Raw genomic sequence first — 26,153 nt, 5'->3', positions numbered from 1 at the left:
TTATGTGTTTTCTTTTTTATCTGCGCGGAACCGTGAAATAGACCGTAAATCCTCCATCCGCAGCAGGTTCGGCATTAATACGACATCCTCTGCGTCCCGCAAATTCGTCATGGTCACGGATAATCTGCTTGCACACCAAATATTCCGTACCCCGCAACTCTCCTTTTTCACCGGAAGTCATACGTGCCAAATTCGGGTAGAACAACTGATTCAATTCCTCCACACTCTTTTCACGTCTCGTATCCGTAAAGAGGAAACGAATATATCCATCATCCTTGCGAACCTGCAAACGCAACACGCCATCTTCACGAACCGTTAACGCTTCGTCAATCAGATTTTCCAATAGAAAACGTAACTGATTCACATCTCCTATCACCTTCGCTTCCATCGGCTCCATCTCCAGTTCTATCCTCTCCGTCCGGTTCTTCATCACCTTCTTGAAATATTTTCCGGCAGCATCAAAAAGCTCCTGCACTGGAATCACCGTCCGCCGGAAAGTAACCTCTTCCAACTGACGGGAAGCACACGAACTCAAGATAGTAAAGATGCCCTTATAATATTCAATCAATTCCGTCATAGTCTCCACTGCTTCGCGCTCTTCCTTTTCCGAAAGACTCAGCGTATTCAGCCGTCCTACAATCTGCTTGATTTTATTCGGATAATAAATCGTTTCATGTTTAATTGTAGACAAGCAGTTGTCAAGCACCATATTCTGTACATGCAACATACTATCCTCCCAGGAAGCCCGACGCGTTTCTTCATGCGCCGACTCAATATCCCGGTATTTCGTAGCCAGTTTCACTACCGCATTAAATACCACAATAGCCACATAACGAGCCACCAATTCAAAAAGCAAACGATCCGTTTCCTGCTCCGAACCTTCCCTACGTTCTAGATATAATACACCGACGCATTGATGTTCTCCTCCCGCTTCTACCTTCAACGGAATAGCCAGCAGATGTTGTTCCGCAAGATACTCGCCGGAGTCAAAACACTGTTGCACCATTTCCGGCATCTCCTGTCCGGGACGCGAAGCATACTCCAGCCGATGCGTCGATTCATTATACACTGCGATTCCCATCCGGTCAATCGTCAATAATTCATTCACCGAACCGAATGCCTCATTCACAATACGTTGTGGAATTTCTTTGAGCGTACTCTCCTCGCGTTGAAGCGCTTCCGCATCCTCCTGCTCCTGTAGTCTAACTATAGATGCCGCAAATACTTTCTGATTTATTTCAAGCACCTGTTCAAGGTTCAGCCGATTCTGTAACAGTTTTCGCATATACAGAAAATAATAACCAACCAAAGAAACAATCAACAAGACAAAGCATAGGATAATCCCCACCGTCTTATTAGTATTCGAACGCTCCAACTGCCTGCAATATGCTTCCAATGTCTGGTCTTCCCCCTGCAACTTATACAAATCCGTAAAAGCCGAATTATTATAACTGTACCCATCCAATTGCTTCAAAGCCAGGAAAGCGACCGCCGCTTCATTTCTTATATCCAGAATCACATGATAATCCGAATCAAATAATTCATTCCACCAACTGACTTCAGCAGGTATTCCCGTACCTACAAGTTTCATATAACGATGCGGACTTTCCGGACGCGCATACTTTTCATAATGCTCGTTCAGCAACGACATGGCAGAGTCCACATACTGCAAGGCAAGCTCGTAATTTTCATCTACATTGGCAAAATATGCTGCATTGGCATAGTCCGACGCAGCATCCAGCAAGTCTTCATAAGCAGAATCAGTAACTACCACTATCGAATCTCTCTCCTGCGACATAGGCGGAATCGGGTCATGCAAGCAAGACACCATTCCCATAGGAAGCAACAAGCAAAGCAATACGCCAATTACCTTACGTACTCCCAAAGGCAAACGGAAATAAAAACGGCTTCCCTTCCCCAATTCACTCTCCACATCGAAGGTACATACCCGGAAGAGTTCATTCGTTTTCTTATATTTCTCAATGATTCCCTTACAGTTCATCAGTCCGAAACCACTGCCCTTATTTTCTTTCAATTCGTCAGGATTCTCCGCATTCTTGATTCCTATCACCCGCGAATCATATACTTTCTCACCAATAATACGCGCCACATCTTCCTCCGAAATACCGCGTCCGTCATCTTCCACAGAAATCTCCACATACGTATCCGTAGTACGTGCATAGACCTTGACAGTTCCTCCTTCCGGAGTATATTTACGGGCATTCTCCGCCAGCGTATTAATCATAAACAGAGTCAGTGCCCGGTCTGCCTTCACCATAACAGTAGTCGGTTCAATCTCCAACGTCTGTTTTTTCATCTCAAAGGCACGCCGTCCTTTTCCCAACAGTTCAAACAACTCGTCAAGACTGAACGTTTCGATATTCAAGCTCAACGATCCCTGCTTCATCTTAATCCACAGAGCCAGAATGTCGTTATACTCATTAATAGTAGTTACCAATTCATCAATGTATTGATACTTCTCCTTCTTTATCTTTTCATCATCAATATATCCCTTCTCCGTAAGCTTGTGTACCTCGTTCAGAATACGGTCGATATAAGGATTGATACCATTCACAATAGCCATACAAGCCTTCTTTATCAGATTCTGACGCTTGTTTCCCGCAATATGCTGCTCATAGATATACCGTTGTTTTTCCAACTGCATCCGTTCGTCGCTCAATGCTTCCACCATCTGTTCATTGTCCGCCGCCCAAATAATATAAGGTTCAAGCACATGTACTAAAGCCTTTTCATCACGGTTCAACCGATGTGCGGGAACAAGCGCCGCTTTCCCCTCTTCGGGAATATCCAGTCTCATCCTACCCTTACCAAACAGATTGTCTATTCCTTCCTGAATCAACGGAACATTCATTGGAATGGAAGAAGTAATATCCCGGCAAAGCCCCAAAATCTGTTGCAGACGTTCCACATCAATCTGATTCCTTATCTTGGAACGCCTGTTGAAGAACCACCAAAGAATCACTACCAGCACCAATCCGACAATCACCAAAGAAAGCACAAGTGTCATCTGCCGCGAACCGGCTTCCAATGAAACATAACGGCTCTCCAGTTCCTTATCCTGACGGGTAAAGTTCAGAATATCCAGATAAATATTCCGGTTGTAATCAGAGGCATATTTCATTCCCAATCCCGCATACGATACACTCAATTGTTCCCGGATTCTCGAAATCCATTCGGGGACAGTCTTTACATTCTCCTGCGTAATCCACGGCACTCCCGTATAGGTCGTATCTCCTTCGGCAAACGTATATAGCTTATCCAGTGTATCCGCCTCATGGTGATAATAGAGCATATGATGGCGGTTCACACAATCCAATGCTTTCGTAAGCGTATCCAACGCTTCCGAATATCGCCCATGTGTATTCAGATATTTGCCGATAGAGACATACGCCCCGGCAATCTGATATAAATCATTATATTCGCGGAATTTTTCGAGTGCAAGCTGTGCCAGACGTAAAGGTAAAAGCGAATCTATCGAAAAGCCGAACTGGTCTAACGCATGTCCCCGTCTCGCCTGAAAGAAATCGAAGTCATTTGGAGCAATCATCAGGTTGGCAAGCCCTTGCAGGCCATTTCCTTCAAAATAGAGATGATTGCTCTGAACTGCCGTCCGCCAAGTATAATAAAGGTGGTCGAACTCGCGGAGCTTCCTATCTTCCGGTTTACCGGCTTCCACCAAAGAAGCTGAACCTTTGAGATAATGATAATAAAGCAATTGATTCGTATCTGCCAATGCTTCATCTTCCGGTATCTGATTGAGCGAAGCAATCGCTTCCTGACGTTGCTGAAGATAATAGTAATAAATAGAAGAAACGATGAAAAATTCCGTAAAAGCATAATCCAGCCGGAGCTCCTCATGCCGGTCGGCAAACAAGTCACTTTCTTCACGGATACGCTTCATGCGTTTCAGTGCACTATTCCGGTAGTCATAAAACTCCTTGTTCATAGCCGTCCGCTGACAGATTTTCATCAATCCGATGTCGGCAATCAGTAGTTCGAGCTCATTCTTGGTCAGTTTGTACACCTCTTTGTGCAAGGCTTCGGCGCGGTCGAAATCCATGTTCATGTAAGCCCAGAATCCTAGGTTGTTGGATGCCTCGGCTTTTCCCGATTTATATAAGTTTACCTTACGATAAGCCTGCTCGGCATATCTATAAGAAGAATCGAGATTCCGGTAACGAAAAGCATACGCTTTCCCGTTCAGTGAATCAATCAGACGCACTTCTTTAGTCGGCACCATATCAGTGCACGAGAAAAAAGAGGCGAATAACACTACACCTATTATATATAGAGGAAAGCGTGAACTCATTTTATTATCGGATAATTAACAACGGATAATGGATATTCCCCATTATTTATTGCAAATCTACAAATATTTCCGATAAGTTGGAGAGAAATATATTTTTTATACAATAAGTCCTTCTAAATAATAAGAGAAATTCCTACCTTTGCAGGCAAATTAACAAATAGGTAAAACATCTATTACAAAATGAGCGAAAAAGCACCCTTTATGGTATTCTCGGGAACGAACTCGAGATATCTTGCAGAAAAAATCTGCGCAAGCCTGGATTGTCCTCTGGGAAATATGAACATTACGCATTTTGCCGATGGTGAATTTGCGGTTTCATATGAGGAGTCAATTCGTGGCGCACATGTATTCCTGGTTCAATCCACTTTCCCAAACTCAGACAACTTAATGGAACTTCTCCTGATGATCGACGCTGCAAAACGTGCATCTGCAAAGAGCGTTGTAGCTGTAGTCCCCTATTTCGGATGGGCCCGTCAGGACAGAAAAGACAAACCTCGTGTATCTATCGGAGCTAAGTTGGTAGCCGATCTGCTTTCTGTAGCAGGTATCGACCGACTGATTACCATGGACTTGCATGCAGACCAGATTCAGGGATTCTTCAACATCCCCGTAGATCACCTGTATGCATCAGCCGTATTCCTCCCCTACATCCAGTCATTAAACCTGGAAAATCTGGTGATTGCTACGCCGGACGTAGGTGGTTCAAAACGCGCCAGCACTTTCTCCAAATATCTCGGTGTGCCATTGGTACTCTGTAACAAATCACGTGAAAAAGCAAATGAAGTTGCTTCCATGCAAATCATCGGTGATGTGACCAACAAGAACGTTGTACTGATTGACGATATCGTAGATACAGCAGGAACAATCACTAAAGCTGCCAACATCATGCTAGAAGCTGGTGCAGCATCTGTACGGGCTATCGCCAGCCACTGTGTAATGTCTGATCCTGCTTCTTTCCGTGTGCAAGAATCCGGTCTGACTGAAATGGTATTTACCGACAGCATTCCTTACGCTAAGAAATGCGCAAAAGTAAAACAGTTGAGTATTGCCGAAATGTTTGCTGAAACTATCAAACGCGTTATGAATAACGAGTCTATCAGTTCACAATACATTATCTAAATTAAAAAATGAGAATTAAAAATTGAGAAATTCTATGCAGCACCATGGCGCTAGCTCTTATTTCTCAATTTTTAATTCTCAATTCTCAATTTATTGAAGTCTTCCTAATTTATAGGTTCCTTTCTTGATAACCTTTCCGTCCTTATCCGTTTCCACAAACGGACCGTCCTTTTTTCCCTGTTTGAAGAAGCCGTCGAAGCGGTTACCATCCTTGTCGACTTGTACACCTTGTCCTTCTTCCAGTCCGTCAACGAAACCACCTTTATATTGCATACCTGCGACAGTCTTTAAAGTGCCCTGTCCGTTCGGACGATTATCTTTCCAGTCACCATCGTAAACGTCACCATTGCTCCATTTGTAGATACCTTTTCCGTCACGTTTGTTGTTTTTCCAAGAACCTTCGTACACAGCACCGTTCGACCACGTGAAAGTACCTTTGCCGTCCTGCATACCATCCTTGAAGTTTCCTACATATTTATCACCATTCGCGTGATAGTAAACACCCGGGCCGGTACGTTCACCTAAAAGATAAGAACCTTCATAACGGTCACCCGTATGGAAGAAATACGTACCTTTTCCATGTTGAATATCATCCGCCCAGTCACCATCGTATTTATCACCGTTGGTATATTCAAAAACCCCTTTGCCATGGCGAACATCATCTTTCCAGTCACCGTCATACTTACAGCCATCGTCCCAGTTCATGTTACCTTTGCCGTTCTTCTTGTCATTCTTCCAATGACCGCTATATTTTGCGCCGTTCGCCCAGGTATATGTGCCTTTGCCTTCGCGCTTATCATTTACCCAGTTACCTACATACAAATCGCCGTTGTGATAATACATCGTTCCCTCACCGTGCTGGTAATCCTGAAACCACATACCGTCATAACGGTTATTATTCATAAAATAATAGATACCTCTTCCGTGCTGCTGGTCTTGAAACCATTGTCCTTCATACTTTTCACCGTCGGGAAACATATAAATGCCGTAGCCTTCACGTTTTCCCTTTACGTATTCTCCTTCGTAAACATCACCGTTCTTAAAGACTGTTTTTCCTTTTCCATTCGGTTTGCGCCCTTTCATTTCACCAGTATAGACGCTACCATCTTTAAAAGTATAGTTGCCAATCTTTATATCCGTAGAGAATGTATCTTTTATTTTTCCGAAAAATCCGCTTTTTTTTCCTTCATTTTCTTGTGCCATCGCTCCCGCTTGTGCAAGGAGAGCCAATAAAAGTGTAGTATATAGATATTTCCTCATTTATTTTAGTAGTTACTCTTTTTTAGATTTACAATTTGGACAAAGATACAATTTCTCTCCCATACATTCCCCTACCGGAAAGCAAATTATGACAACTTTTTACCTGCGATGACCTCTTTTAATGTCTCTTTGCATAAATAACGCTGTGCCAAATCCTGTATTTCCGCAGGTGTAATCTCATTCACAGCGTGCAGGGAATGAGAAAAATAGTCGTCAGTCAGACCGGAAGTAGCTATAAATATCCACGCGTCCGAAAGTGAGAAAGGCGACTCATAGCTCCGGCACATTTCGCCCAGCATATAGTTGCGCACCATTGTCAGTTCTTCCATAGACACAGGTTCTTGATGCAGGCGGTCTATTTCGTGATACACTTCCTGTATCAGCGGTTCCACATATTCATTGTCCGTCTCCGTGGAAACAAGCAGCATCCCGCTATCAGGATAGAACATGATACCTGCCGAAATGCCATATGTATATCCTTTTTCTTCGCGGATATTAGACATCAGGCGGCTACCGAAATAACCACCGAATAAAGTCATCAGTACCCGCAATTTCGGATAATCCGGATGTTCACGGGTAATAGTGGTACATCCCAGTTTCACTGCACTCTGCATCGCATCCTCACGCTCCGTAAAAATTCTCTTTTCAGGAACAGCAGCAAAAGGAAAACTTAATTTCGGCATCTGTAATTGATGTTGTCCGAACGGGACACCAAAAGTATCCGTCACCCGGCGAATACTATCTTCCGTCACCTTCCCGGAGAGGAAAATAGAGCAGTTGCCCGAATGATAATGCCGTTCGTAGAAATCACGAAGTACATCCGGAGCGATAGTATGGTAATCTTCTTCCATTACTATCTTTCCGCATGGATGCTGTTCTCCGTAGAGGGATTTCAGCAGACTGCGATGTGCCAGGAAGTCAACTTTGGAAGTATTGACCAAATATTGTTGGATATTCGTATCCAGAATAGTCCTCAGTTCTTTTTCCGGAAAAAGCGGCTCCTTAATCATGGACTCCACTACCTCCAATGTTTTCGCCAAATACTTATTCAACGAATAGACTGTGATGTAGGCATATTCCGAAGAGCTCGACAGTTCGAGCCACGAACCATAATAATCCAGTTTTTCGGCAATTGTTGCCGCCGTATATTTCGTAGTCCCCTCACGCAGCATCCGGTTGGTAAACAACGCTTGTAATTTCTGCGATTGCTGCCAGCGACCTCCGGAAAAAAGTATATCCATACGTACCACATCCTGCTCACCGGCATTGATAACGGTCAGCGGAATACCATTCGGCAAAGTAGTCCGGACGGGAGTAAGTATCCGGAAGTTTTTCAGGGTTTGTATTTCAGGTTGTATCGTGCGATCCATAAGACTATCCTCTGTTTTTCAAAAATTCCTCTGCACGTTCCAAGTCCTGAGGAGTGTCAATACCAATCGTTTCCACATCGCTGATACCTACCTTTATCTTATAGCCGTTTTCCAGCCAGCGAAGCTGTTCCAACGACTCGGCTATTTCAAGAGAAGACTGCGGGAGTGCCGTTATCTCTTTCAGCACTTCTGTGCGATAAGCATACAGGCCAATATGTTTATAATAGGTATGTCCTTTCAGCCATTCCTGCTTTTCAGCATTACGTTGATAAGGGATAATAGAACGACTGAAGTAAAGTGCATTCCAGTTTGTATTGACTACCACTTTCGGTGAATTCACATTTTCGAGTACGGCAAACGATTCATCGGCAGTGAAAGGCTTCACCAATGTGGCAATTTGTGTAGTCTGGTCTTCAAAACAAGCCTTTACAGCATTCAGCTGCGAAGGTTGGATAAAAGGTTCGTCCCCCTGTATATTAACAACGACATCGAAACCACCACCTATCTTGGTACAGGCTTCGTAACAACGGTCCGTACCGCTTTTATGATGAACAGAGGTCATTACCACCTTGCCCCCAAAGGCTTTTACAGCCGCTTCGATCCGTTCGTCGTCAGTAGCTACATAAGCGTCATCCAATACGCCCGCTACTTGTTCATATACACGTTGTATCACTGTTTTTCCACCCAGGATAGCCAACGGTTTCGCGGGGAAACGTGTGGATGCATAACGGGCAGGTATTATTCCCAGAAATTTCATATCTGAATCTATTTTAATTCTTCTAATCCCTTCACGATATACTCCCTTTTCAAGTCCTCGGGTTTCAATACCCTGTCATCAAAAGTGAGCAAATCAATATCCAGGCAAACTTTTTCTTCTTTCTTATCTTCCGGACGACGGCCGGCAGATTTCTCGATGGCTTTCAATTCCTTCCTTACTTTCTCTTCCCCGGCTTCGGAAAAGAACTGTGCTACCTGATTGGAAAATAACGCCGGACTCCGGAAAAACAAAGGCTGCGTTTCCTGTTCAGACGTGAAACGAATGGAAGGAAACAGATCCGTCAGCTTTTGCCGTGCAAAAAATAGATTTTCCTTCCGGTTGTAGTTACTTCCAATGCAGATGATACACTTATGCATGGCAGGAGAAGAAGCTTAGTTAAACAAGTCGTCCAACCCCATTTCTTCCACTTCGCCATTCGGAGTTTCCGAACCGGCACAAGGGTCAAATCCCTGAGGAAGTTTGAACGTTTCTTGCTGGTCGTATCCCAAAGTCGGGTCATCATATACCTTCTTCATGTAGAGTGCCCAGATAGGCAGTGCAGCAGCAGCTCCCTGTCCATAAGTCATTCTGCCGAAGTGAATATCACGTTCGTCACCTCCTACCCAGCAGCCAGATACCAGTGAGGGAGTGAATCCCATAAACCAGGCATCAGAGTTGTCATTGGTTGTTCCCGTCTTTCCACCCATATCGGCAGTGATACCATAGCGGCGGACACGTCCACCCGTTCCTTCATTAATAACGGCACGGAGCATGACAAGCATCTTGTAAGCACTCGAAACGCTGATTACCTCTTCCATCTGTGGTGCAAATGTAGAAATCACATTGCCGTCACTATCTTCAATACGGGTAACAAACAGCGGAGCTACACGAATACCTTTATTAGCGAAAGCTGTATAAGCACTCACCATTTCGCCGACAGAGATTTCGCAAGGGCCGAGACAAAGTGAAACAACCGGGTCGATAGCTTTATTGCGTACACCGAAACTATGAATAAGTCTCACCAGATTATACGGATTCAGTTTACCCATCAGGTAAGCAGAAATCCAGTTGTCCGAATTGGCCAATCCCCATTTTAAAGTCACCATTTCACCATAACGCTTGTTGTTAGCGTTACGCGGTGACCAAGGAGTTCCATTCTCGTCGATCAATGTCTGTTCTACGTGACGCACCTGGTCACAAGGAGAGAAATTATTCTCCATAGCCAGTGTATACAGATAGGGTTTAATAGTAGATCCTACCTGACGGCGTCCTACCATAGCCATATCATACTGGAAATATACATAATTCGGTCCGCCTACATAAGCCTTCACATGTCCGTTCATCGGGTCCATCGACATGAATCCTGTACGCAGGAAAGACTTGTAATAACGGATGGAGTCCATCGGGCTCATAATCGTATCCTTATCCCCTTTCCAGGAAAAGACAGTCATCTCTTCCGGTTTGTCGAACGCTTTCCGAATCTCCTGTTCCGAAGCTCCCGCTTCTTTCATCAGACGGTAACGGTCGGTCTGCTTCATCGCCTTAGTCAGCAATTCTTCCACCCGTTTTTCCGGCAATGACCTTGCATAAGGAGCATTCTTACTGCCCTCTTTTTCCTTGAAGAATACCGGTTGCAGATAATCGCCCAAATGCTCTTTCACAGCATCTTCAGCATATTGCTGCATACGTGAGTTGATAGTAGTATAAATCTTCAACCCATCCGTATAGATATTATAATTCGTTCCGTCCTTCTTCTTGTTTTTCGCACACCAGCCATATAGCGGATTCGTTTCCCAAGAAAGAGAATCTTCGTAGAACTTCTGCATTTGCCAACCGCGATAATCACTTTTCACCGGCTTCGGTGCGGTCATTACACCACGGAGATACTCGCGGAAATAAGTCGCCAAACCTTCTTTGTGGTCTACACGATTATAAGTCAACTTCAACGGAAGAGCTTTTAAAGAATCACATTCGGCTTCTGTGATATATCCTGCTTTACGCATCTGCTCAAGCACCACATTACGACGTCCACGAGAACGTTCATTGAAGCGTACCGGATTATAGAGCGATGGATTCTTACACATACCGACCAAAGTAGCCGCTTCTTCCAACTTCAATTCCTTCGGTTCGCAGCCAAAGTATGTATGAGCCGCCGTCTTGATACCGACCGCATTATTCAAGAAGTCGAACTTATTGAGATACATGCTCAGAATTTCTTCTTTAGTGTAGTAGCGTTCGAGCTTCACTGCAATCACCCATTCAATAGGCTTCTGAAAAAGACGTTGAAGAGTATTCCTCGCCACATTTTCCGTAAACAACTGCTTGGCAAGTTGCTGTGACAGGGTACTACCCCCACCCGCATTTTTCTGGAACATCAAACCGCGTTTTACAAATGCACGGAACAACGCCTTGGCGTCAATACCTGAATGTTCGACGAAACGAACATCTTCCGTAGCAATCAATGCATTAATGATATTGGGTGATAAATCCTTATAGGCAGTATATACACGATTTTCTTTACTGTAAGACCAAGTACCCAGTACCTTATCGTCTTCCGAGAAAATCTCCGTCGCAAATTTATAACTTGGATTCTCCAATTCCTCTACAGGAGGCATATAACCTATCCAACCTTTTGAGATGGAAACAAATATAGTGACAACAGCCACTACTCCAATTGCCAATAAAATCCAAAGAGCTTTTATTATTTTTCGAATCATGTTTTTTCTAGCTTAAAAAAGACGCAAATAATTAAGGTACAAAGGTAGATAAAATCCGGTACTCAGCCAACGAGTTTGATTATTATTTCAGTTTTGTTAAAATATAGGTTGATACTCATAACCAAAGACCTGAAACAAAAAGAAAGAACATTTGTTTGGGAAAGTAGTGGAAAGAAAGTATCTTTGTCTACACTTATTCAAAGTGTAGACATAAAAAGACATAGATTATGGAATATGTACCATCAGACAGAAAATTGCTACCTTATGGCATGATGAACTTTGAGGACATCCGCCTGGACAATTATTATTATGTGGATAAAACCTCATTCATCTCCTTGATAGAACAATCAGACCGCTTTTTCTTCTTTATCCGCCCACGCCGATTTGGGAAAAGTCTGACATTGAATATGCTACAACACTATTATGATGTACGTGCCAAAGATAAATTTGATGCTCTATTTGGTGATCTATATATCGGAAAGCATCCCACAAAAGACCGCAACAGCTATTTAGTGATAAAATTGAATTTTTCAGGAATCAGTGGAGACTTGCAGAGCTATCGCAAAGGCCTGGACGAGCATTGCAGAATCGTGTTCGACTATTTTTGCGATGTCTATGCTGACTATCTACCCGAAGGAATCAAGGAAAAAATGGATGAAAAAGACGGAGCAATCAATCAGTTCGAATATTTGTTTACGGAATGTGCCCGCGTCAATCAAAAGATATATCTCTTCATTGATGAATATGACCACTTCACCAATACAATACTCTCTGATGTCAATAGCCTGAACCGTTATACTGACGAAACACATAAAGAAGGGTATCTGCGTGCTTTCTTTAACAAGATAAAATCCGGTACAGACTCCAGCATCAAGCGTTGTTTCATTACCGGTGTCAGCCCCGTGACGATGGACGATTTGACTAGCGGCTTTAATATCGGTACCAACTATTCACTCTCGCCAAGATTCAACGAAATGATGGGATTCACAGAAAGTGAAGTACGTGAGATGCTGACTTACTATTCCACCACAAGCCATTTCAATCACACCGTTGATGAATTAATTCAGATTATGAAACCATGGTATGACAATTACTGTTTTGCAGAAGAATGTTATGGTCGAACCACTATGTATAATTCGAATATGGTGCTCTATTTCGTCAAAAATTATATCGAATATAATGGTGAAGTTCCGAAAAACATGATAGAGGACAATATTCGTATTGATTACGAAAAGCTACGCATGCTCATCCGCAAAGATAAAGAATTTGCTCATGACGCTTCCATCATACAAACCTTGATTAGTCAAGGATATATTACAGGAGAACTTAAAAAAGGTTTTCCAGCTATTAATATTATCGATCCTGACAATTTCGTGAGTCTGCTATATTATTTTGGCATGCTCACCATCAGTGGTACACACGAAGGAAAGTGCAAACTGACCATCCCCAATCAAGTAGTTCGCGAGCAACTTTACACCTATCTATTAAACACCTATAATGAAGCTGACCTAAGTTTTAGTAACTACGAGAAAAATGAGTTAGCTAGTGCTCTTGCCTATCGAGGTACATGGCAAACATATTTTGGCTACATAGCCGACTGCCTGAAACGCTACGCTTCCCAACGAGACAAGCAGAAGGGTGAATTCTTCGTCCACGGTTTCACATTAGCCATGACAGCTCAGAATAGATTCTATCGCCCCATTTCAGAAGCAGACACCCAAGAAGGATATGCCGACATTTTCCTGTCCCCGTTGCTGGAGATTTATCCCGATATGAAACATAGCTACATTATAGAGTTGAAATATGCAAAATACAAAGACCCCGAAAATCGTGTAGAAGAATTGCGACAAGAGGGTATCGCCCAAGCAAATCGTTATGCTGATACTGATACGGTAAAAAATGCTATTGGTACTACACAACTACATAAGATTGTGGTAGTATACAAAGGAATGGAAATGAAAGTGTGCGAAGAAATACATTGATAATCCTCCAAAACAAAACAGGCGGGAAAAATCCCGCCTGTCATTCATACCTAACTATGTCTATTTATAAGATATCAATTACATCGTTGCCGCCTGTACACCAATCACTCCGGCAATCGCACCGGCAACAGCAATAATCACTTTCAAAATCAAACTCCAAGTTTTTTTCATAGACATTTTTCTTTTTAAATTAAACATTCATTATACTTCTTAACCGTCAATCCTCAGCTAGTTAAGCAGCCGGATCAGGTGTTTCTCCACCATCTCCACCTTCATTGCCGCCGCCTTCATTACCACCGTCATCCGGATTTTCCGGAGATACAGTAACACTTATTTTCTTCAGATATTCATCCAAGCTGATCAGATCCAGTTTCTCATCTGCACGTGTTGCAGTTTTTGTAACACGCAGTTCTTTATTCGCTTGAAAGAAGATACGGACACTCTCCACGCTTTTAGCTGTGATATCTTTCGCCAATTCCGCACCTTTTGAACGGGCAGCCAGCATAAACACTCCCAAGCCTTCGATATTCACCGACTTACCTTCCAACAGTTGCTCCTTCATTTTATCCACGAAGTTCTGAATCACACTCTTGATATCACCGACAGAAAGAGAAGAACGGTCTTTCATCTTCTCTGCTAGATATTTCAAATTGACAGACTGCCCTAAAGTAATCAGATGCGGATAAAATCTCTTGGGAGAATTGGGAACACGCGGATCCGTAGGTCGCGTAATGACTTTGTAAATTACACTCATAATACGTTTTTTAAAAGATTTAAATTCAAGTTATTTATTCACGTTTTGTTGATCAACAATGCAAAGGTGAGGCTTTTATTTCGGATAGAAAAGGAAAAAGCCCCTTGCGAAGCTCTTTTTATTAAACAAATACATAGTAAACTATTAATCAACGACATAGCTAGGCTTCCAAAATCTCCCACTCTCCTATCGTACAGCGTTCACTATCAAAACTGATAGCTACTTTCACGACAGGCAATCCACATAAAGCAAAACGCTCCGGGTAATTCTTCAAATCAATCTGCTCCATCGCTTCACCCGCACTCTTATCCAGTTTCAGTTCCATCACATACAACGTAGTCTCTGTACGGAGTACTATATCCACCCGTCCACGCGGAGTACGTACCTCCACATCGACATAGTTACCCAATAGACTGAATATGACATAAAACATTTGCTGGTAGTGACCCTCAAACCTTGTATTGTCACAATAAGGAATCGTAGAGAGAAATTCCTGCAAACGACGTAAGGCAGCATCCATATCACCGTTACGGATATCACGAGAAAGATAAGCTACCATAGTAGTAGTCTCTCTGGTCTTGCTGGCAACATAATTAGGCAAAAGACTCTTCATCAATCCCAGCCGTACTTCCTTATTAGGAATATCCAGTGTATACAAATCCAGACTCTTATCATAATCCTTTATAGTGATATAGCCACTCTGGTACAATAACGGAATTATATCAGTCATCGTTTCAGTAGGAGCATCGAAAGCAGAAACCTCCGCATGATTATTTCCTATTTCAGAAGGTTCTACCCCGAATTTTTCCAGCATCTTTATCAGATATGTAGGTGTACCACTACCAAACCAATAAGAATTAAACTTACCATCTGCAAAAGCATTAAGCAAACTGAACGGATTATATATATCAGGAGACGGATAAGTAAAATGATAGCCATCATAATTTTCTTTCAGCTTCATCAAGGCTTCTTCCGACGTAATCTCCAATCTCCTTGCCAATCCATCCAAATCATCTTTCATTTGCGAACGTATCTCATCCTCACTGATTCCACAGATAGCAGCATAAGGCTCATCCATACTGATATTCTTTATATTGTTCAGTTCACTAAAAATACTAAGCTGAGAAAATTTAGTGATACCAGTCAGAAACACATAGCGCAAATAAGGATCACAAGCTTTCAACGGACTGTAGAAGTTACGCATGATATTACGCAAGATGTCAAGATTTTCCCGTTCATGTACCACATCAAGTAAAGGAGCATCATATTCATCAATAAGAACAACCACTTTTTTACCTGTCTGCTCATAAGCGGTGGTTATCAAATCAACCAATCGTAAGTTAGGATCGCCTCCCGTAGCATTGAGGCCAAATACAGACTCATGCCTTGCTAACATAAAGTCAAGAAGCCGTTCCAAGCCACCTTTATCCACATGCTTTGCCATACTTAAATCGAAGTGAAATACCGGATATTCCGTCCATTCCTTCTCCAGTTTCTCTATAGCCAATCCATGAAATAACTCCTTACGCCCGGAAAAATAGCTGTGCAACGTAGAAGTCAATAATGATTTTCCGAAACGTCGCGGACGACTCAGAAACATATATCCGGACGCCGAATGAGTCATCCGATAAACATAAGCTGTCTTATCAATATAGAGGTAATTTCCCTCCCGTATCTTTGAGAATGTCTGTATCCCAATGGGGTATAATCTTTGCAAATCTTCCATATCAGTAATGTTTGTCACAAAGCTACAAAAAAATATCGAATTCTATCCCTCTAATATCTATTTCACTACAATATAAAGGAGTATGTTATGAAAGTGTGTAAAGGAAGATAACATAGCATTTTATTCGCTGTCTATGATTATACTGATATATTCTTCTAATCCTTCGTGCATTAAAGCAGGATATCCCCAATTCGCAGTCAGAGAATCAAATTCAATAGCGGACACAATTTGGCACGAACCAATTTTATCTAAATCCAATAAATCTTTATCTCCAGTCACCAAATAATCTGCCTTAGAAACAATAGCCAATTCTAGGAGATAATCATCTTTTGGATCACGACAACGTGGCATTATATTTTCTAATTGATAAGATTGAGTCTCTTCACTCATAAAATCCAATAGCAAAGCTATTTGTTCTTGAGAAAAATATTTCATCAATTTGGGTCGTGAACTTACTTCCCGTATTTCGTCTAAGAGTTCTTGGGAAACGACCAATTCAAAATTTGGATGTGATAACAAACTTAGTAGACACGAAAGTTTCCGACCTATCAAAAAGCTAATCCATAGATTGGTATCAACAATCACTTTAATTTCATTATCTATTTTCATATCTTGCCTTTCTGACCGATTCTACTTCAGCATCTATATCAGACAATGAAATCTCATCATTTTTGAATACTTCCAGCAAATGTTGCAACTTAATTTTCCGTGTTTCTGCTTTTAATTCACGGCTTAACTTCATTTTATCTTCATCAGATAATTGACGTATCAAGTCTAAGACCTGATTATAGCCCAAACGTATTTTCAAGGATGCTGTTGCCATTTTCTTCTTTATATATATTGCAAATATAACATTATTATTCGTTTCTTACACACAAATTCTGTCTTTATTTATACCATTTTTCAACGTTCTATCCTATGAAAGTAAAACATTAACCAACATTCCCCTAAAATAAATATATCAACCATCTTCACAGACAGTTGATATATCTTCACATACAAAATACATATCAGCTTTTATGCCAATATGAGGGTGTATAAGTCAGGAATATACCGCTGTAGTCCTCCTGACCTTCATAATGCAGGGAATTCATGAAAATCTCATGGATTCAGGGACCTACATATTTCTTAAGTACTCCTTCAGATAATTCGTAATACCTTCCAACAGTATATCCGTTATACATTGCTTCCCTTCTTCCGAGAGAAGAAATTCAACATCATCCTTATTGTCTTGAAAGAAATTCTCGACCAACACTGCCGGACAATTCGTTTTCTGACAGATATAAAGATTGGCAGTCCAATAAAGATTTTGTGGAGATGAACGACGTACTTTTACCTTCTTGTTCAAGGCTGCTTGTGCCAATTGCCAGGCAAGCCACTTACTATTCATTGAAGCATTATTGCCAACAAATACACTCCATCCATGCGCAGACATCCATTCAGAACCATTACCCATCGCATTACAGTGGATTGATATTAATATAGCTTCTTTTCCGAATGTATTGACACGCTTTACACGTTCTGATAACGACACATCCTCTTCTTCAGGCACAATACGCATAGTATCAACACCTTTATCCTGCAATCCGGCTACTACCCTGTCAGCAATCTCACGAGTATATGCATACTCCTTCAAACGACCATCAGGCGAACATTTGCCGGGAGTTTCCTTACCGTGTCCGTTATCTATTAATATTTTCATTATTGTAGATATGCCCCATCCTTAGCCTCGAATATCACCGAAGGCTCGATTACTTCTACAGTATGCCATGCACCTTTGGGGATTTGACAGCCATATTTGGCTTCTGCCGGGCAAAGCCGAATGCGTTGTACTTCTCGATAAGATACCTTACGAAATACATTTTGAGCATCCATACCTTGTGGAAGTCCTGTTATATCATTCTCATATGAAACAATCTCTTCATAAATAACTTCGTCCAACTTACCACACAAGCAAATTACTGTTTCTGTGGTATCTTCATGTCGATGGATAGGCACTTTTGTTTTTGGCAGTAATGCGTTAAGCATTCGTTGGCTAGTATCTGCTAATGAAGTGCGCAAGTCGAAGTTCTGACGCAAACGTGAATTTTCTTTAGCCTCCGCAAAGAGAGTTTCAAGCATTTTTTTATTTATTTCCATACTGTACATTCAATTATTGGGCACTCGTTTTGCTCTTCTAGGGACAAAAAAGTAGAAGCAAAATATCCATAAAGCTTTCAAATATTTCATACATAAAATATTAATAACGTCTTAACACCACTTGGAACGCCTCTGCGTAACTACATCCCCATTGACTGCCTCGCATTGTGGCCAAACCTGAAATATACTCATTGCTACGAGGATGAGGATATGGGCGCATTACACCACGATACATAGCCAATGCCTCACATTTGGCATTCACACCCTCCTTGCCCACCTCAACATAACAGTTAGGACGGAACAAATTCATAGCATCATTAATTGCCCACTCGCTACATGAAGGCACTTCCATATACCAAAACTCCTTCACAGGCTTTACATTTGGCTGGCGTTGGAACAAACGAATTGCCTCCTGACAAGCCATTGATGTCTGAAGATGGTCATTGTTTGTGTCTGCAGGATGATGAGTGATGATAATATCAGGAGCACTTTCTATGATTGCGCTTTCTATAAACTGTACCAGTTTCAAATGTGGAACAGTGTTCATCTCAATATTCGGAAACGTTGCCTCGTACTTTTTCTTCACACCAAGAAAAGATACGGCAGCATCCGTATCGCCCTCCAATTCCTCGTCAGAAGGACGGAATGTACGAGCCTTCGCTTCGGTACACATTATTGCCACGTCGACTTCGTCACCTTCATGTGACCATTTCCACATAGATGCACCTGCTCCGAGGACCTCGTCATCGGGGTGTGCTACTACCAATAAGTATTTCATATTTTTTATACGATATAATAAAAAATTACATTGTTTTCTTAGCATCTTCCACAAACTCCTTCAACATCCAAGTACATTCTTTACCACAGATAGCATAGAGGATACAAATAACTGTATATACAATCATTTTTAAGTCGTAGAAGATACCTGCTTTCTGCACATATGTATATTCCAGTTCGCGACGTGTAGGATATACCTTTTCCATATACTCCTTCTCGTCAATAATTTGGTCACCATAGATAAAGTCATACAAAGCTGCCGGTCCGCTCAAACCTACTGGTACTTTAGCCGCCTCATTCCACTTGTTATAACGGAACATATCAAATTGATCCTGCGCTACTGGACGTGGACCTATCACTGACATTGTACCATTCAATATATTCAATAACTGCGGCAACTCATCAATCTTCACCTTACGAATGAAATGACCGAATGGGAAGATACGATCCTCATCTGGACGCAAACTCGCCTCCACCCCCTTCTTCGGAACTTTTAGCATCCTCATCGAACGGAACTTATACATCTTAAACGGTTTGTTATCCTTGCCTATACGATGAGCCGTATAAAAAATCGGTCCCCAATCAGAAATCAAAATTCCCACTATACCAATAATCCACAGTGGTGAAGTAGCAATGATGCCAATCAATGCACAGATAAAATCGAATGTGCGTTTTACAAATCTATATATCATATTCTTTTTTTATTAGTTTAGAGATTAGGGGTTAAGCTTCAAATCACCATAAATCCAATATTGATAGTAAAGGTCCTTACCAAAGAGTTTTTAACACTAGCTAACTTAAACATCAATCTTAGGAAATTCTTTAACCACTTTAGCCGGACTCCCCAATGCCAATGTCCAAGCGGGAATATCCTTAGTCACCATAGCACCAGCACCTACAATGGCACCTTCACCTACAGTCACACCTGGCATCACAATACAACCTGTTCCAATAGCGCAATTCTTGCACAAATGAATCTTTCCATACTTATAAGGCATCATTCCATAAGTCATCCCCTGTTTATATTCCGTAAGTTCCTTTTTATGACAAAGCAAACGACAATCACCAGCAATATGTACACCATCCTCTATCTCAATCAAGTCAGAGTGATTCAAGTCTACACGAACATAGTCGCCAATGAATACATCTTTGCCTACCTTAGCTCCAAGTTTACGAAGAATCACAGGTCGTAGTTTTCTGGGATTGAATGGCTCCAAAATTGCCCAATTCATTGCATTGATAATTAGTCTATGATACCAGTTTTTGAAAGATTGCTTAAATACTTTCCATAAGCTTACATTTCCATAATCCTCTACCGGATATTTAAAACCCAGTAAACAAAGGAATTTATATGTCAAAGTTACTCTCTGCCCCATACTTATTTAGATTTTATACTATTTCTGTCACATATTCTTTTTTCAACTGTCAACTACCAGCCTTCAGTCCTTAATCTCTGGTCCTTAGCCTTATCAACATCCTATCATCAAATAGAGCCACTTTTATCTGTTTAGCAAGCCCACCTTCTCCACCACCTTGCAGACTACCAATGGTACCAGCAGAATACCCCATACAGACAACAGAGCTATCAACTTATTATCTTTCTTTACTACTGCCATGGTATTATTTTTCAATCATCACACTCTCACCGTGTCCTTTGAGTCCCATCGTAGTAAATACCACTCTATTGCACTGGTCGGTACCGAGAGGGAAGCGCATTACGCCATACTGAATGATTAACGGAAGGCAATCCTTCTCACACTCCCATACCGTCTGTAGACCTTGAGGTGTCAGCATCTTCATGCGGGCAATATTATCTTTCTCATTCTCACCACCTTCCACTCCCGTCGAAAAGAAAATGCGACCGTCAGCAAATGAAGCGCAACCGTGGCAAGGACCTTCCATATCCTCCAATACCTCCAGCTGCTCCGTCTTGCGATCCATCTTCACAAAGTGTACAGTATCGGGACAACTACCGGCATCCGTACCCCAAATGAGGGCATCCTCTGTCAGACACACGCCAATGGCTCTCCAGTCCTGACTGCCCTGTCCCACCAAACGCCAAGTCTCGCCATTGTCCTTACTCTGATAAAGACGATTCTCGCAACCTCCCTCACCATAGTCACCTGTACCCATCCAAAGGCACTCCGCATATACATCCCACTTGATGAAGTGAAGATGACGAATGTCACCTGGGACAAACACCTTCACTACTTGCCAAGTCATGCCGTGATCCTGTGAACGCCACAGTCGGACGGCATGGTCACGCTTTGGATTGAGCAAATATTCCGTGAAGAACACCGTACCGTCGGGTGTCACACACGCACCTTGATGTCCTGGTTTGTTTCCCTGAAACTCCGTCCAAGTGTTCACCACCTCGCCCTGAGGCGAGAAAATCAGCACCTTTCTCTTGACCGCAATCAGAATGTTGCCGTTCTTCAAAAGCAGCAGAATACGAATATCGTTGCGTGTACCTTGAGTCAAGATGCGGTCGCAGGTCATCAGACGTTCCTTCACTCCCCCAGGAACCACGAACATACTGCTTACCCTTTTGCCATTATAGTTCACAGCAAAGAACCTTCTACCCTTCGCCACCCATATCTTATCGCCCTCCTGATAAAGAGCACGTCCATTTATTAACTTTTTGAATTCAACCATAAGTATTCTTTATTTAACAAGACTCTGAAATTCCTTCTCCAAGCTGTTCATATAATGTTCAAGCGTAAAGTGCTTTAAAAAATATTTACGGGCATTTTCTCCACAAAAACTAAAACCATTGGGATGCCCAATATAGAATTTCATCAATTTGGCGAGACCCTGATAATCGCCAGCAGCTACGCAGTTGCCACACTTCGCCTCCTTAATCACCTCATGAGCACCACCATTGATAGCACCCATAATCGTCTTACCCGTAGTCATATACATCTGTAACTTACCCGGGATGGTATTGCCCACCTCATTGTTGCCACGCAGCGTGATGAGTAGCACATCGGCCATCTTATAGAACTTTGGCATATCCTCGCGCTTCTGGTTACCGTAAAAGATCACATTCTCCTGCAATCCAATCCTCTTCACCATCTGCTCCAGTTCCTGTCGCATACGCCCATCGCCCACCATGTGAATCCTGTAGTCATCTCGTTTACCCAGCAGCTGAGCAGCCTTAATGATCACATCCACACACTGCCCCTTGCCTATGTTTCCCGCAAACATGAAGTCCGCCACACCATTCTCTTCAGCCCTCATATCCTTGTCGAGCATCTCTGTGCCCGCATGCTGAGGCAGATACACCATCCGCTCTTCCGGCACACCATTCACTCGGTGCAGATAATCGATGAAGGGGCGTGAAGTCACCAACACCTTATCAGCACCCAGATACAATTCCTTGCTCATCCTCGCCACAGGTAGCATCAGCGGATTCTTTTTTGACTTTAGGATACCCTCGGCCGACACAGGCCACAGATCGAGCGTATAATACACCACCGGTACGCCCGTCAGTTTCTTGTATTCTAGGGCCGCATACATCGAGGTGATTGGTGACAGTTGATAACCCAGCACCACATCATACCTTTTGCCCATAGCCACCAGCTCCCGAACCTTCTTCTTACTCTCTTTCACAAAGCTGAAGTAGTTCCGCACCAGCGATAAAGGATTCTTCCCGCGCAACACCTGTTTCACGTGAATCACCTTCACCCCCGTCTGCTCCAGATACTCTCTTTCCCTTTCTTCACATTCTGTCACCGTTCTATAACCTTCAAACTCTACGCCTTTGGGGTAATTAGGCAGACCACAAAGCACAGTCACCTTGTGGCCCCTCTTCACCAGTTCGGAAGCAATCTCATTAATCTGAAACTGTTCTGGAAAATAATATTGTGTTACTATCAGTATTCTCATATATTTTTACTTAATTTCAAATCTAATCATAACGGTATAATGTACGATCAGCTCCTTGGAGTACATGATATGATCAATCCCAAATGGCAGCGGATAGTGTATAGGCACCCCATACAAAATGCACCTTCCCACTAAGCATCCTTCAATCCTACATCTTCTAATATCCCCAAATTGGCTCCAGACGTTTCATTCATACCATTATCACAATGGTAGGGACTTCCTTGTCTATCGCCTCTAAAATTGTCTTTACCTCAATCTTTCTGTATTCATACCCACAGCTCAGTAAGCGATAATATTGACCTAAAGCATTACGACTTTTCACTTGATTGAGCGTCAGATAGTCGTTTACCTCTGTATAGTTACTACTCGACAGATGGTAGCAGAATACGTTCAGAATCATATAGGCTTTTTTATATAGGAAGTTTATCTGTTCCGCCCGATGGTATTGTACCACATTTCGACCACTTACGCGGGCGGATGTTTAATTATTAAATTTAAATAAGGCTATTTTCTGAAGTTAATTTACGAGTCATACCTGAGTATATATTTCTCTTCAATTTCTGTTTTGGACTGGTATTTCTTCGAATAAACACGCTCAAATATAAAAGCAGGTGCCCAATACGCTTTAGCCAATTTCTCTTTAATGGTATCAGAAAACTTTAATTTGCTAATCATCTTGTAACCCCATGCGTTATATCGAATCATAGTGCGCACGAAAAAATCCTCCACATCAAATCCGTCTGAACCTACGATACGTCGTTCGTTCAACTGGCTTGACATATGCAATCGCACCATAGCTCTTCTGCCACTATTGTCTCCACGGATGCGTACTTTCATCAAGGGTTCTTCAATGAATCCTAACTGATAGTACTTACTTAACATTCGGTAAAAAGCAGAATCTTGACCTGTACGGAATTCTACAGGAAATATGAAATCTGTATGATCATCCAATATTGTACGACTAATCATAACTGAAGGCGTAGATACCTGGAAGTGAATCTTTACCGCTTCATGAACTTCTCCATAGTTTTTGTTGTTATGCACACGTACCTCTCTGCCCTCTTCGTAATACCAGTATACAAAGCCAGTATGTGACCAGACTATATTACGCTCTTCCATAAAGGCAACCTGCTTTGCCGTCTTCTCCGGCATCCAATAATCGTCAGAATCCATGAAGGCGATATAATCACCTTTTGCCTCTTTCATACCGAGATTGCGAGCTGTCGATACTCCACCATTCTCCTTTTCAAAATAACGGATTTTCCCTTTATACTTTCTGACAATATCAGTAATATCTTCCAAAGATCCATCATTGACCAAAAGAACCTCCATATTAGTATATGTCTGAGCTAAAACACTATCCAAAGCCTCTTCAAGCCATTCTTTTCCATTATAAAACGGCATGATAACTGAAACTTTCTTATTCATTTTATATTTTTTATAAATTCACAATCTACATTAATGCGTGGGAGATAGTAATTAGGTAACGTATTAGGGAAGGTTATCGGTGCTCCTATCGTTCCAAAGCCATATTTATACACTTTCATCACTAGGAATTTGTTCTGATAACCGCATGCATAATACGAACCGTAAGGAAACGCATACATCTCAACTGGACAGTCAATGATAGTTTCAAGAATCTTCTTTGACTTCTGTAAGTCTTTCAAAGCCTCATTCGCACTCATTTTATAATATAAAGAGTGGCTGACACCATGAGAGCCAACTGTGCAAAGCGGACATCGAGCAATTTCTTTTAATTGGTCTACTGTAATATAGCCCCGCCCATCAAGTAAGGTAGTATTCACAAAAATGGTAAAAGGAATCTCCATCTCTTTCAGAAGAGGATAAACATTATGATAAAAATTCTCAGGCACATCATCTATCGAGAGTGCATAAAAGTCCTTCTCCTGTTCCCAATTCTCTAACCTTATGGTGTTTTGACCATTCAACCATTTCAATAGTTTTCGACAACCTTCTGTAGATATATGATATGGGCTTATTTCCGATTCTTTCGCATTATCGTCTACCCAATGCAGCATCAGTACCTTTCCGACCGCATGTCTTTTTATGGATAGACGTTCATAGTATATATGGCTGAGTTTGCAGGTTACTTTTCTTATTAGGCTCATAGTTAGAATGTTGACTTAAGTATATCAAGTTGCACCTGTGGAGTCCAGTGAGCCTTAATCTCAGCGTAGCAAGCTTCACGAACCTCTTGTCGATTTCCATCCTTTATTTTGAACCATCCACTAATAGTGTCACATAAGGACACTACACTATCATGTTCAAAAAAAACGCCAGTGACACCAGGGACGATTGCCTCAAATTCAGGTCCTTGCAATTTGAAGCAGTTATGGGAGATAACAGCCACGCCAAGAGTCATGGCATGAATAGCCGTCAATCCTATATCTCCCGGGATTATGCACAAATCGGCGTTATAGAGAAGTTCAGCATTAGTCTTCTCATCAAAGCATGCACCATAAAACCAAACCCGATCAGAAAGTCCATGTTTTGCCACTAATGTCTCAAGTTTCTTCCTGTCCTCTCCGTCACCTATAAACATAAGGTTGTAATGTTCTCCCCTCTTTTCCAGAGCAGACATGGCTTCAATCAGCATATCGAGTTTCTTTCGGATATTCAATCTACCTATCATGATAATTATTGGATAATCATTACCAAAATGCTTCTTATACACATCCGATGGCTCTATTTCAGCACGAACTGCTTTTTGGCTGTCGTAATCAAGAGAATTGTAAATTGTTGTTATTTTAGAAGCGGAAACCCCGTCTTTCGATAAACCTTGTTTTGCATAATTTCCATATACATAAATTCGGTCGATGAGGCCAAAATATATGCGCTTCAAGGACATCTCCAGTTTACTCTCTTTGCCATACCAACCATGAGTCCATATTACAATCTGAGGTCTGCTCTTCATAAGATGTAACTTGATATTCAGATACCAGGAGGATAGATTACGTATAGTTCCTGGATGCATCACTATATCAAAATCCGAGAAATCGATCTTAGAGATTCCATTGTAAAAGAGAAATGGTCCCTTCTTACCTTCTTGTAACTGCAGATTTACATTTTTCAAATGAGAGTAGTCCATATGTTTCAACCCTCGATTGGAGTTTCCACAAAAGAAAAAGGTACACTCAAATTCCTCGTCCATTAACTTATATATTGGCTCCCTATACGATGGCGCGTAGGGGAAAACCATTGCTATTTTTTTCTTAACCATATACAACATAGATTTATCTTGTAGCAGGTAGTAGTTTCGAGCCACAAACCAAAGGTTCCATTTGTATACCTTCTTTTCTTTTAAACAATAAAG

General features: G+C 41.8%; 24 protein-coding genes. 2 read left to right on the top strand and 22 right to left on the bottom strand.

Features of this window, described 5'->3' with window-relative positions; genetic code table 11:
• Nucleotides 1-16: 16 nt before the first annotated feature.
• On the bottom strand, nt 17-4,330 hold the full coding sequence (locus HC965_RS08640) for a DUF5113 domain-containing protein (RefSeq protein ID WP_191031114.1): 4,314 nt from the start codon (nt 4,328-4,330) through the stop codon (nt 17-19).
• A 180-nt stretch (nt 4,331-4,510) separates the two neighbouring features.
• On the opposite strand from HC965_RS08640, the gene HC965_RS08635 reads away from it, so the two are divergent.
• On the top strand, nt 4,511-5,449 hold the full coding sequence (locus tag HC965_RS08635) for a ribose-phosphate pyrophosphokinase (protein ID WP_191031113.1): 939 nt from the start codon (nt 4,511-4,513) through the stop codon (nt 5,447-5,449).
• A gap of 90 nt (nt 5,450-5,539) precedes the next feature.
• Here the strand turns inward: HC965_RS08635 and HC965_RS08630 are convergent, their stop codons facing one another.
• From HC965_RS08630 to HC965_RS08610, 5 genes are all read right to left on the bottom strand, one after another.
• The gene (locus HC965_RS08630; protein WP_191031112.1) at nt 5,540-6,709 is read right to left on the bottom strand and encodes a phosphatidylinositol-4-phosphate 5-kinase; all 1,170 of its coding nucleotides are present in this window, start codon (nt 6,707-6,709) and stop codon (nt 5,540-5,542) included.
• Between the two features lie 86 nt (nt 6,710-6,795).
• The gene (locus tag HC965_RS08625; protein WP_191031111.1) at nt 6,796-8,079 is read right to left on the bottom strand and encodes a pitrilysin family protein; all 1,284 of its coding nucleotides are present in this window, start codon (nt 8,077-8,079) and stop codon (nt 6,796-6,798) included.
• Between the two features lie 4 nt (nt 8,080-8,083).
• Nucleotides 8,084-8,836, bottom strand: coding sequence for a 3-deoxy-manno-octulosonate cytidylyltransferase (kdsB, locus tag HC965_RS08620; protein ID WP_191031110.1), 753 nt, complete (start codon nt 8,834-8,836; stop codon nt 8,084-8,086).
• Nucleotides 8,837-8,844: 8 nt separating this feature from the next.
• Nucleotides 8,845-9,213, bottom strand: a complete 369-nt coding sequence (locus HC965_RS08615; RefSeq protein ID WP_191031109.1) for a 2-amino-4-hydroxy-6-hydroxymethyldihydropteridine diphosphokinase — start codon at nt 9,211-9,213, stop codon at nt 8,845-8,847.
• Between the two features lie 15 nt (nt 9,214-9,228).
• Nucleotides 9,229-11,553 carry a transglycosylase domain-containing protein gene (locus HC965_RS08610; RefSeq protein ID WP_167965234.1) on the bottom strand — a complete coding sequence of 775 codons (2,325 nt, stop codon included), beginning with the start codon at nt 11,551-11,553 and terminating at the stop codon, nt 9,229-9,231.
• 227 nt (nt 11,554-11,780) lie between these two features.
• Here HC965_RS08610 and HC965_RS08605 point away from each other — a divergent pair, with 227 nt between their 5' ends.
• The gene (locus tag HC965_RS08605) at nt 11,781-13,535 is read left to right on the top strand and encodes an AAA family ATPase (protein WP_191031108.1); all 1,755 of its coding nucleotides are present in this window, start codon (nt 11,781-11,783) and stop codon (nt 13,533-13,535) included.
• Nucleotides 13,536-13,613: 78 nt separating this feature from the next.
• Here the strand turns inward: HC965_RS08605 and HC965_RS08600 are convergent, their stop codons facing one another.
• The 16 genes from HC965_RS08600 to HC965_RS08525 all read right to left on the bottom strand — a co-directional run bounded on the left by HC965_RS08600 (nt 13,614) and on the right by HC965_RS08525 (nt 26,060).
• Entirely contained in the window at nt 13,614-13,706 is a 93-nt protein-coding gene (locus HC965_RS08600; protein ID WP_191031107.1) for a smalltalk protein, read from the bottom strand.
• Between the two features lie 61 nt (nt 13,707-13,767).
• On the bottom strand, nt 13,768-14,289 hold the full coding sequence (locus tag HC965_RS08595; protein WP_191031106.1) for an HU family DNA-binding protein: 522 nt from the start codon (nt 14,287-14,289) through the stop codon (nt 13,768-13,770).
• 160 nt (nt 14,290-14,449) lie between these two features.
• Nucleotides 14,450-16,015, bottom strand: a complete 1,566-nt coding sequence (locus HC965_RS08590) for an ATP-binding protein (protein WP_191031105.1) — start codon at nt 16,013-16,015, stop codon at nt 14,450-14,452.
• Nucleotides 16,016-16,135: 120 nt separating this feature from the next.
• Nucleotides 16,136-16,624, bottom strand: a complete 489-nt coding sequence (locus tag HC965_RS08585; RefSeq protein WP_191031104.1) for a putative toxin-antitoxin system toxin component, PIN family — start codon at nt 16,622-16,624, stop codon at nt 16,136-16,138.
• Nucleotides 16,611-16,838, bottom strand: coding sequence for a type II toxin-antitoxin system VapB15 family antitoxin (vap15, locus tag HC965_RS08580; protein ID WP_191031103.1), 228 nt, complete (start codon nt 16,836-16,838; stop codon nt 16,611-16,613). Before vap15 ends, HC965_RS08585 begins: the two co-directional genes overlap by 14 nt.
• A 294-nt stretch (nt 16,839-17,132) precedes the next feature.
• Nucleotides 17,133-17,717, bottom strand: coding sequence for an N-acetylmuramoyl-L-alanine amidase (locus HC965_RS08575; RefSeq protein WP_191031102.1), 585 nt, complete (start codon nt 17,715-17,717; stop codon nt 17,133-17,135).
• Entirely contained in the window at nt 17,717-18,154 is a 438-nt protein-coding gene (locus HC965_RS08570) for a WbuC family cupin fold metalloprotein (RefSeq protein ID WP_191031101.1), read from the bottom strand. Before HC965_RS08570 ends, HC965_RS08575 begins: the two co-directional genes overlap by 1 nt.
• A 100-nt stretch (nt 18,155-18,254) precedes the next feature.
• Entirely contained in the window at nt 18,255-18,932 is a 678-nt protein-coding gene (locus tag HC965_RS08565; RefSeq protein WP_191031100.1) for a PIG-L deacetylase family protein, read from the bottom strand.
• Nucleotides 18,933-18,957: 25 nt separating this feature from the next.
• Complete coding sequence (locus HC965_RS08560; RefSeq protein WP_191031099.1) at nt 18,958-19,623, bottom strand: sugar transferase; 666 nt, start codon at nt 19,621-19,623, stop codon at nt 18,958-18,960.
• 105 nt (nt 19,624-19,728) lie between these two features.
• Complete coding sequence (locus tag HC965_RS08555) at nt 19,729-20,307, bottom strand: acyltransferase (RefSeq protein ID WP_191031098.1); 579 nt, start codon at nt 20,305-20,307, stop codon at nt 19,729-19,731.
• A gap of 244 nt (nt 20,308-20,551) precedes the next feature.
• Nucleotides 20,552-21,586, bottom strand: a complete 1,035-nt coding sequence (locus HC965_RS08550) for a hypothetical protein (RefSeq protein ID WP_191031097.1) — start codon at nt 21,584-21,586, stop codon at nt 20,552-20,554.
• A gap of 9 nt (nt 21,587-21,595) precedes the next feature.
• Nucleotides 21,596-22,819, bottom strand: a complete 1,224-nt coding sequence (locus HC965_RS08545) for a glycosyltransferase family 4 protein (RefSeq protein WP_191031096.1) — start codon at nt 22,817-22,819, stop codon at nt 21,596-21,598.
• 190 nt (nt 22,820-23,009) lie between these two features.
• Nucleotides 23,010-23,219: a hypothetical protein gene (locus HC965_RS08540; RefSeq protein ID WP_191031095.1), complete on the bottom strand. Its 210-nt coding sequence runs from the start codon at nt 23,217-23,219 to the stop codon at nt 23,010-23,012.
• Nucleotides 23,220-23,341: 122 nt separating this feature from the next.
• Entirely contained in the window at nt 23,342-24,247 is a 906-nt protein-coding gene (locus HC965_RS08535; protein ID WP_255508675.1) for a glycosyltransferase family 2 protein, read from the bottom strand.
• A complete protein-coding gene (locus tag HC965_RS08530) occupies nt 24,244-24,948 on the bottom strand; it encodes a polysaccharide deacetylase family protein (RefSeq protein ID WP_191031093.1) in 705 nt (234 codons plus the stop codon). Before HC965_RS08530 ends, HC965_RS08535 begins: the two co-directional genes overlap by 4 nt.
• Nucleotides 24,949-24,950: 2 nt before the next feature.
• On the bottom strand, nt 24,951-26,060 hold the full coding sequence (locus tag HC965_RS08525; protein ID WP_191031092.1) for a glycosyltransferase: 1,110 nt from the start codon (nt 26,058-26,060) through the stop codon (nt 24,951-24,953).
• Between the last annotated feature and the right edge of the window lie 93 nt (nt 26,061-26,153).

The sequence above is a fragment of the Bacteroides sp. GM023 genome (genome assembly GCF_014750685.1).
Classification (GTDB): domain Bacteria; phylum Bacteroidota; class Bacteroidia; order Bacteroidales; family Bacteroidaceae; genus Bacteroides.
Note: the sequence above shows the minus strand (reverse complement) of the source record. Positions and strands in the feature narration are given on the sequence as shown.

Coding starts and splice junctions, on each gene's coding strand:
- HC965_RS08635 (WP_191031113.1), top strand. CDS start 4,511: ATGAGCGAAAAAGCACCCTTTATGGTATTCTCGGGAACGAACTCGAGA.
- HC965_RS08565 (WP_191031100.1), bottom strand. CDS start 18,932: ATGAAATACTTATTGGTAGTAGCACACCCCGATGACGAGGTCCTCGGA.
- HC965_RS08640 (WP_191031114.1), bottom strand. CDS start 4,330: ATGAGTTCACGCTTTCCTCTATATATAATAGGTGTAGTGTTATTCGCC.
- HC965_RS08630 (WP_191031112.1), bottom strand. CDS start 6,709: ATGAGGAAATATCTATATACTACACTTTTATTGGCTCTCCTTGCACAA.
- HC965_RS08595 (WP_191031106.1), bottom strand. CDS start 14,289: ATGAGTGTAATTTACAAAGTCATTACGCGACCTACGGATCCGCGTGTT.
- HC965_RS08585 (WP_191031104.1), bottom strand. CDS start 16,624: ATGAAAATAGATAATGAAATTAAAGTGATTGTTGATACCAATCTATGG.
- HC965_RS08615 (WP_191031109.1), bottom strand. CDS start 9,213: ATGCATAAGTGTATCATCTGCATTGGAAGTAACTACAACCGGAAGGAA.
- HC965_RS08540 (WP_191031095.1), bottom strand. CDS start 23,219: ATGATTCTGAACGTATTCTGCTACCATCTGTCGAGTAGTAACTATACA.
- kdsB (WP_191031110.1), bottom strand. CDS start 8,836: ATGAAATTTCTGGGAATAATACCTGCCCGTTATGCATCCACACGTTTC.
- HC965_RS08545 (WP_191031096.1), bottom strand. CDS start 22,819: ATGAGAATACTGATAGTAACACAATATTATTTTCCAGAACAGTTTCAG.
- HC965_RS08550 (WP_191031097.1), bottom strand. CDS start 21,586: ATGGTTGAATTCAAAAAGTTAATAAATGGACGTGCTCTTTATCAGGAG.
- HC965_RS08625 (WP_191031111.1), bottom strand. CDS start 8,079: ATGGATCGCACGATACAACCTGAAATACAAACCCTGAAAAACTTCCGG.
- HC965_RS08525 (WP_191031092.1), bottom strand. CDS start 26,060: ATGGTTAAGAAAAAAATAGCAATGGTTTTCCCCTACGCGCCATCGTAT.
- HC965_RS08605 (WP_191031108.1), top strand. CDS start 11,781: ATGGAATATGTACCATCAGACAGAAAATTGCTACCTTATGGCATGATG.
- HC965_RS08610 (WP_167965234.1), bottom strand. CDS start 11,553: ATGATTCGAAAAATAATAAAAGCTCTTTGGATTTTATTGGCAATTGGA.
- HC965_RS08590 (WP_191031105.1), bottom strand. CDS start 16,015: ATGGAAGATTTGCAAAGATTATACCCCATTGGGATACAGACATTCTCA.
- vap15 (WP_191031103.1), bottom strand. CDS start 16,838: ATGGCAACAGCATCCTTGAAAATACGTTTGGGCTATAATCAGGTCTTA.
- HC965_RS08530 (WP_191031093.1), bottom strand. CDS start 24,948: ATGAGCCTAATAAGAAAAGTAACCTGCAAACTCAGCCATATATACTAT.
- HC965_RS08600 (WP_191031107.1), bottom strand. CDS start 13,706: ATGAAAAAAACTTGGAGTTTGATTTTGAAAGTGATTATTGCTGTTGCC.
- HC965_RS08535 (WP_255508675.1), bottom strand. CDS start 24,247: ATGAATAAGAAAGTTTCAGTTATCATGCCGTTTTATAATGGAAAAGAA.
- HC965_RS08575 (WP_191031102.1), bottom strand. CDS start 17,717: ATGAAAATATTAATAGATAACGGACACGGTAAGGAAACTCCCGGCAAA.
- HC965_RS08555 (WP_191031098.1), bottom strand. CDS start 20,307: ATGGGGCAGAGAGTAACTTTGACATATAAATTCCTTTGTTTACTGGGT.
- HC965_RS08570 (WP_191031101.1), bottom strand. CDS start 18,154: ATGGAAATAAATAAAAAAATGCTTGAAACTCTCTTTGCGGAGGCTAAA.
- HC965_RS08560 (WP_191031099.1), bottom strand. CDS start 19,623: ATGATATATAGATTTGTAAAACGCACATTCGATTTTATCTGTGCATTG.